This is a genomic window from uncultured Fibrobacter sp. (assembly GCF_937877005.1).
GTDB lineage: Bacteria > Fibrobacterota > Fibrobacteria > Fibrobacterales > Fibrobacteraceae > Fibrobacter.
This window is the reverse complement of sequence record NZ_CALEFV010000278.1, coordinates 1-6,996: the sequence shown is the minus strand read 5'-3', so window position 1 is coordinate 6,996 and position 6,996 is coordinate 1. Positions and strand designations below refer to the sequence as shown.

At 48.8% G+C, this 6,996-nt stretch carries 8 protein-coding genes; all 8 read left to right on the top strand.

The window, feature by feature from the left end; translation table 11 throughout:
• Positions 1 to 254: 254 nt before the first annotated feature.
• The 8 genes from Q0628_RS12280 (at position 255) to Q0628_RS15775 (ending at position 6,754) form a co-directional block, all read left to right on the top strand.
• Positions 255 to 3,347 carry an InlB B-repeat-containing protein gene (locus Q0628_RS12280; protein WP_298771376.1) on the top strand — a complete coding sequence of 1,031 codons (3,093 nt, stop codon included), beginning with the start codon at positions 255 to 257 and terminating at the stop codon, positions 3,345 to 3,347.
• 14 nt (positions 3,348 to 3,361) lie between these two features.
• Entirely contained in the window at positions 3,362 to 3,502 is a 141-nt protein-coding gene (locus Q0628_RS12275; protein ID WP_298771375.1) for a hypothetical protein, read from the top strand.
• 153 nt (positions 3,503 to 3,655) lie between these two features.
• Positions 3,656 to 3,799: a hypothetical protein gene (locus tag Q0628_RS12270; RefSeq protein ID WP_298771374.1), complete on the top strand. Its 144-nt coding sequence runs from the start codon at positions 3,656 to 3,658 to the stop codon at positions 3,797 to 3,799.
• Between the two features lie 81 nt (positions 3,800 to 3,880).
• Positions 3,881 to 4,993, top strand: a complete 1,113-nt coding sequence (locus Q0628_RS12265; protein WP_298771373.1) for a nucleotidyltransferase family protein — start codon at positions 3,881 to 3,883, stop codon at positions 4,991 to 4,993.
• Positions 4,990 to 5,886: a hypothetical protein gene (locus Q0628_RS12260; RefSeq protein ID WP_298771372.1), complete on the top strand. Its 897-nt coding sequence runs from the start codon at positions 4,990 to 4,992 to the stop codon at positions 5,884 to 5,886. The genes Q0628_RS12265 and Q0628_RS12260 overlap by 4 nt, the downstream gene beginning before the upstream one ends.
• Position 5,887: 1 nt before the next feature.
• Complete coding sequence (locus Q0628_RS12255) at positions 5,888 to 6,319, top strand: S24/S26 family peptidase (RefSeq protein WP_298771369.1); 432 nt, start codon at positions 5,888 to 5,890, stop codon at positions 6,317 to 6,319.
• On the top strand, positions 6,319 to 6,588 hold the full coding sequence (locus Q0628_RS12250) for a PqqD family protein (protein WP_298771367.1): 270 nt from the start codon (positions 6,319 to 6,321) through the stop codon (positions 6,586 to 6,588). Before Q0628_RS12255 ends, Q0628_RS12250 begins: the two co-directional genes overlap by 1 nt.
• A gap of 19 nt (positions 6,589 to 6,607) precedes the next feature.
• A complete protein-coding gene (locus tag Q0628_RS15775) occupies positions 6,608 to 6,754 on the top strand; it encodes a magnesium transporter (RefSeq protein ID WP_366979161.1) in 147 nt (48 codons plus the stop codon).
• Positions 6,755 to 6,996 lie beyond the last annotated feature (242 nt).

Below are 6,996 nucleotides of genomic sequence, written 5' to 3'. Positions count from 1 at the left end.
AGTCCGCATGGACCGCTGGTTCGACCTGAAGGGCCGTAGGCTGAATTCGAAGCCTACTGTGAAGGGTACTTATTTCAAGAACGGGAAAAGGGTTATTGTCAGATAATCCTTGGGCGTGATAAATCTCACGCCCATTCCTTTGAATCTGGTTTTTTTTCTTACGAATTTCGTATTTTTTACGAAAATTTACTAAATTTAGGCAAAAATAGGGGAAATTTATGCCTTTTATTAGTAGACTCAGATCTTTATTTCTTATGACCTGCCTGGTGCTCGTTGGGCAAGTTTTTGCCGTGGACTCAGAGGCTTGGGACGGAATGTCAATGACGGAACCATCGACTGAATCGATTGATGGCAAGGTTTATTATAAAATCTATACGGCTGCAGAACTCGCTTGGTTCGCTGCGCAGACCAACACGGTCGATAACAATCAATACCTTAGTAAAAATGCAAAACTGATGGCTGACTTGGATATGGGGGACAAACTCTGGACTCCGATAGCGGTAGGAACAGGTAATGACAATAGGCGAATATATTCGGGTATTTTTGATGGAAATGGTCATTCTATTTCGAATTTGTATATATCTGCAAAAGAATTGATGGCTATTCATCATGATAGCACATTTTATGCCCAAAATTTGGGTTTTATTGGTTGCTTTAAGGGAACCTTGAAAAATCTGAATATAATTGATATTGAGGTTCACGGTTTCGGTAAGGGCGGTCTTAACGATAAAAACAAAATAGTTGAAAAACCTATTTCGATTGGAACGGTTGTTGGCTGGCAAAGCGGGAACAGTTCTATTGATGGATGCTCTGCGTCTGGTGTTGTTGTGACGAGCGGTGATGGTCAGGCTGTAGGCGGTATTGTGGGTAATATCGGTGGTGGAAACATCTCGAATTGCGTGAGTACGGTGAGCATTAGGGCGAGTGGCTTGGCCTATGTAGGTGGAATTGCTGGTTATACAAAAAATTATACAGGAGCGGTGACGGTATCATCGTGCGTCTATGCTGGTACCGAACTGTCTGCTGAAGGTTCTGCGGTCGTTGGCGGTAAGACGTACAATAGTGCAGCGGGAGCTATTGTTGGCCATCAGTATCAAGGAAATGTTACTCTTTCTAATCTGTATTATGACTCTGATTTGTTTGGCGCTGATGGTGGTATTGGTGCTACTACAAAAGGAGGTTCATACACTACAACTGGCTCTGCCACTGGAGTGCCGGATGTAAATTCCGAAGATGTGGTGTGCCCCCTCAATAATGGTACCATGGTCGATGGCGAATGTTCCAAGGACTCCCCGTGGTCCGTGGGTGAAAGTTCCGTTTCTTTGTACGGTTCCGACGGCTTTACGGTTACCTTCAATGCCAAGAGCGGTGTGTTCCCTGATGGCGCCAAGAAAAAGAAAATCATCCTCAAGGACAAGATTATTACTCCGGAAGAAATTTCTGCCCCGGTTCATGCGGATAGCGCCTTTGCAGGGTGGTCCTTAAGTCCGATTGCAACTGAACCCGATGCTGATCTGGGTTCTGTTTCGGGCTCTGCGACGGTCTATGCCGTGTGGTACCCGATCTTTACGATTACCTTCAGTGCGGCTCCGGGAAAATATGCTGACGGAACAACCGTTGAAAAGACTGTAAAGGTTGCCAGGGGTGACATGATTTCTGTTACGGGTATGGAAGTTCCTGCAACCTATAAGAGAAACGATTCTACGCTCTATTTTACGGGTTGGTCCGATACGCGGAAAGAATTTAAAGCAGAAGACGATATTACCGATTCCGATACCTTGCACTTGGATGGTATCGTCGCAACTGGCAACATGACTTTCTATGCGGCATGGACCAAGGCTCGGACCTTTACTGTTACCTACAATGCCAATGGTCATGGAAAGACCAAGGTTGACTTTGTCAATGTGGAAAAGGGTGAAACCCTAACGGAGCCTCCTGCACCGACACCTGATGAAGGGTATGAGTATTCGGGATGGTGCCTGGATATTTTGGCATGCAATACCAACACCTACTTTGCTTTTGATACAACGGCTATTGATACGAATTATGTCTTGTATGCGGATTGGAATGCCATTGCCTATACGATTACCTATAACCTTGAAGGTGGAACAAACAATGTGGGCAATCCGGCCACCTATACGATTGAGGATGCCTCCATTGTGTTCGAGGCCCCAGTGAAGGAAGGCTACGATTTCAAGGGCTGGTTCTATGATGATCATTTCAATGAAATCGCAAAGCAGATTACCAGTGGTTCGACGGGTAATAAGGTTTTGTACGCCAAATGGGAAGAAAAGACTTACACGATAGCCTATATGGCAGGTTCTGGTGCTGTTGGCTCAATTTCTCCTGCTCAAAAAGGATATGGCATGTCCATTACCTTGGCTGAGGGTGGGCATTATACCCGCGATGGGTTCACTCAGGATGGCTGGGCTATAGAAGATGGCGGAGAAAGCGTTTATGCTTTAGGCGGTTCTTATTCCAATAATGCAGACATTACATTGTATCCGCACTGGGTGGAGGGCAATGTTGAAATTTCCTCTTATGGGGCTCTGACCATCTATACTTATGCAGCGAACGATGTAAGAGCTGTTATAAACGGCGATTATACTGGAAGCGAAGCTGTTGAAATTACGCAAGATATTACGGTCAATAGTGTGACATTGGACCGCACGTTCAATGCGAACAAGATTTCTACGCTGTATGTTCCGTTTGAGATCGCTGCAACTGATGTTGTTGGTGCGGATGTTTACAAGTTCAAGACGGTAGTGTGGAACGAGGATGAAAACCGCTGGAAGTTCAAGGTGACTACTACGGAAACGGTCAAACCGAATACTCCCTATGTTGTTTTGCCTAAGGGAGCTGAGGTTAGCTTTAATATAACCGGAACTGTAACCCTCAATACGGAAACTGAGGGTGAGGTGGCATCGAATGGTCAATGGGATTTCGTTGGAACGTACTCCTACATAAGCTTCGTGCAGAGTAACACTGATCCCATTTATCTATTTGCAAATCAGGAACGCGACGGGGCAAAGCTCGGTCAATTTGTGAGGATTGGTACTGGTGCTTATACCAACCCGATGCGCGCCTATCTGGTTTACCATAAGAGTGCCCCCGTTGCGGCAAAGTCCATTCATGGCAACCTTGGCGGTAGTATTCTGCTCCCGGACGAGCTCGATATCGAAATCGAGAACGAAAAGGGCGTTGTTGTCCAGACGGGTAAGCTTAACACGGTTACGGGCGAAGTCCGCATGGACCGCTGGTTCGACCTGAAGGGCCGTAGGCTGAATTCGAAGCCTTCTGCGAAGGGAACCTACTACAAGAACGGAAAAAAAGTTATTATTAAGTAAAAAGGAGCGTAAAGATGGTTGAACGCGAAGATAAAATAGAATCGAAGAAGGAATATATTGCGCCGCAGATGGAAGTTATGGCATTGGAAGTCGTAAGGTTCTTGTGTGGTAGTGACGAAGGGGTCGTTTGCGTCGATGGTTCCGAGGGTTGCTAATCCATTTTTTTTCAAGAGACGCTGTCGTGAGAACCAAAAAGTCATACATAAAGCCACAGATGAAAGTATGTAATGTTCATGCTAGGGCAACCCTGATGAATGGGAGTAATGTTGGTGATGTCGTCATTGATTAAAAATAAAAGAGTGCTTTTTATGGAAACAAAAAGAGAATACAAAAAACCTGAGATGACGGAATGTAAAGTCCAGGCAATGGCAACCTTGATGCAGTCTAGTCAAGGAGGCTACACTGGCGGTGGAGCATTCAGGGATGACGCTGAAAAGGACTACTACGCATAAATGGTATAAGCGCTTTTCATTGCTTTTGTCGGGACCGTAATGGGTCCTGATTTTTTATATATAGGGCTCTAGAGAGTTTACTTGAATCGGATAGAACAGAACTTTTTTGCATTGTTGCGGCTCGGTCTTGGAGCGGGATTACTCCAGGATGCTTCAGAAATTTGTCTTTCTCCGGATGCTTGGGAAATGCTCTACGAGCTCGCGTCCAAACTCTCGGTCGTGGGCATTGCCTATGCGGGTATCTGCAAACTCCCGAAGAGTTCCCAGCCGCCTATTGACCTGGCTTTTCAGTGGGCGAGCGAGGCGGAGACTATCCGAGGTCACAACCGCATGGTGAATGCGGAGGCGGCACGGCTCACGGAACTTTTTGCAAAGCAGGGGAGGCGGACAGCCATATTGAAGGGCTCTGCGAATGCGCGCCTGTACCCGGACAAGTTCATGCGGCAGTGCGGCGATATCGACATCTGGATCGATGGCGGAAAGGATTGTGTCTTGTCGCTTCTGCAACGCTTGAACCTGATGACGCGGTCGGACTTTTCGAAACATCATGTTCATCTGGAAAATACGCGGAACGGCGTTATCGTCGAGGCGCATTTCATGGCTTCTTCCGGGAATTTTAATCCCTTTACCAGTCAACGGATGATGCGTTATCTTGATCGGGAAATTGAACATGCGGAAAGTGTTCCCGAGGGCTTTCGTGTTCCGTCGCTCAAGTTTGCCCTGACGATGCAGTTGTCGCATATCCAGCGTCATTTTATTACCGGTGGAATTGGGCTTAAGCAGATTGTCGATTACTTTATCCTTTTGCAGAAGTCTTCGGAGGAGGACCGTGCAGAGGTGGCTTCGCACCTGAAGCGCTTTGGACTGTGGCATGCCGCCGCGGCGTTAATGTGGCTGCTGGAACATGTGCTCAACCTGACGAAGGATCGCATGCTCTGTGCTCCTGATGGTAGACGCGGCAAGAAGATGCTTGCGGCTGTCCTTGCGGGGGGAAACTTTGGCTTTTATTCGAAAGTGGAATCCAGATCTCTGGTGCCGCGGTGGTTCGGTCGGCGTTTCCGCGTGCTGCGGCTTTTCTATTTTGAACCTGTAGAAGTTTTTTGGCACCAGCTTAGATATGCGAAATGGTTCGCTTTATCGATTCCGGTTCGTATTCGGTTGAGGAGACTTTCGCTAGAAGGGCTTTCCGTATGATGACGAAATGTTACAAGGTTGCAGAAAACCGCTTTGCGGTAACGGTTGAAAATCCGGAGGTCTGGCCGGATAGTCCGTTTTCTTTGATGTCCAACTACGAGCCGTTCGAAGAGCGCGTTTCGGAAGATTTATTGCAGTGTGCCTTTACGCTGAAGCTGGAGTTTGCGGCTCCGGTTTGTTATGACGAGGAAACCCGTCAGGACGAGGAGAACCAGCAGATTTTTTGCGGACATACCGCGGCAGGCTTGCCTGTGTTCGATTTCTACCTGTACCATGTTTCTGTCGGCATGCTGGTGTGTGCGGCCGACTATTCTTCGGCGCGGCTCCTGATTCCATCGTCCAATTCGGTGTCAAATATCAAGTTTGCCATAAACAATGCCCTGATGGTGCTGTATGCGCTTGCGACGGCGCGTTTCGGGACGCTTCTGTTCCATGCGGCGATTGTCGAATATGCTGGCCGAGGCTACCTGTTCCTGGGCAAGAGCGGAACGGGCAAGAGTACGCATGCGCAGCTGTGGCTCAAGTACAACGAAGGTTCCGAACTGCTTAATGACGACAATCCGGTGGTCCGCTTTTTCGAAGATCGCGGCGCGGTCGTCTATGGTTCGCCATGGAGCGGAAAGACGCCCTGCTACAAGGACCGTGAAGTTCAAGTCGGTGGAATCGTCCTTCTGTCGCAGGCTCCGTTCAACAAGATTGTAAGGCTGCAGGGCGTGCAGGCTTATGCGGCGCTTGTGCCGAGCGTTTCGGGCAAGCGTTGGGACCGTAAGATTGCCGATGGCCTACATGAAACCGAAAATGCCCTGGCATCCCATGTTCCGGTGTGGTACATGGAATGTCTACCCGACGAGGATGCGGCCAGGGTTTGCCGCGAGGCCGTAACTGGAGCGTAATGTGATCGGTGACGATTTCATCTTGTCCGAAGCGATCCGCCTGGTAGGCGAGGGGGTCTCGGTGACTTTCCCGGTGAAGGGGCGTAGCATGCTTCCGTTTATCGTGGGGGACCGGGACAGCGTCATCCTTGAAAGCTCCGTGGCTCCAAGGTGGGGCGATGTCGTTCTTGCCGAGGTAGAAGGCTGCCGTCATGTCGTTCACCGGATTGTGAAGATTGAAAATGAGCATGTTACGCTGATGGGGGATGGTAACCTGGTCGGCCGCGAGCACTGCCGAATCGACCAGATTCGGGCGAAGGCGTCGTACGTGGTTCATCCCAATGGCAAAAGGTGCTCTTTGGACAGTTTTAGGAGCCGGCTGCTTGCAAAAGTGTGGTTTGGACTGCTACCTTTGAGGCGTTGGCTGCTCGCTATTTATAGGAGAATTGCGTAATGGGTTTAAAATCGGGTTTTGTGCTGCGCGACGTGTGTGGCGAAAAGGTGATTATGGGCGAGGGACTCGGAGCCCTCGATTTCGGTAGGCTGCTTTGCCTCAACGAGACGGCCGCGTGGCTCTGGTCCAAGGCTTCTGAAATGGGCGACTTTACGGTCGATGCCCTTGCCGAGGCACTTTGCGAGGATTACGACGTCTCGCTGGAACAGGCCAAGACGGATGTCGCCGCGATTGTTGCCGAATGGCAGAAGGTGAACGTAATCGAATAATGAAGTACCTCGCTTGGTTATGGCAAAACTCGTCGGGTGCTTACTCCCTATCCTTGCTAAAATTTGTAAACTCGACCCAGCAGTCGTTGCAAGCCCACTTATGACAACTATTGTAGACGCATTATCGTTAATAATCTACTGCACCATATCTATTGCAATTTTATAATTAAAACATAAACCAAAGCAAAGAGTAGCAGCATACGGAAGGTACCAGCTTCCGTATGCCTACGCAGGTGATGAGGCACCGACATAGTAGTACAAGCCTACGCTACGGGATTAGTATACTCTTTTGGCAGTTCTCATGTCAATAAGAGGGCTTTCCCTGGCACAGCAGATGCGCTATGGCCACCTGGAGCGACCCACCACCGCCATCATCGAATGCTGCGAAGTGACAGATGACGGCGAACT

Bases quoted from the DNA above. Each gene is read 5' to 3' on its own strand.
- Q0628_RS12280 (WP_298771376.1), top strand. From the start codon at position 255: ATGACCTGCCTGGTGCTCGTTGGGCAAGTTTTTGCCGTGGACTCAGAG.
- Q0628_RS12275 (WP_298771375.1), top strand. From the start codon at position 3,362: ATGGTTGAACGCGAAGATAAAATAGAATCGAAGAAGGAATATATTGCG.
- Q0628_RS12270 (WP_298771374.1), top strand. From the start codon at position 3,656: ATGGAAACAAAAAGAGAATACAAAAAACCTGAGATGACGGAATGTAAA.
- Q0628_RS12260 (WP_298771372.1), top strand. From the start codon at position 4,990: ATGATGACGAAATGTTACAAGGTTGCAGAAAACCGCTTTGCGGTAACG.
- Q0628_RS12250 (WP_298771367.1), top strand. From the start codon at position 6,319: ATGGGTTTAAAATCGGGTTTTGTGCTGCGCGACGTGTGTGGCGAAAAG.
- Q0628_RS15775 (WP_366979161.1), top strand. From the start codon at position 6,608: ATGGCAAAACTCGTCGGGTGCTTACTCCCTATCCTTGCTAAAATTTGT.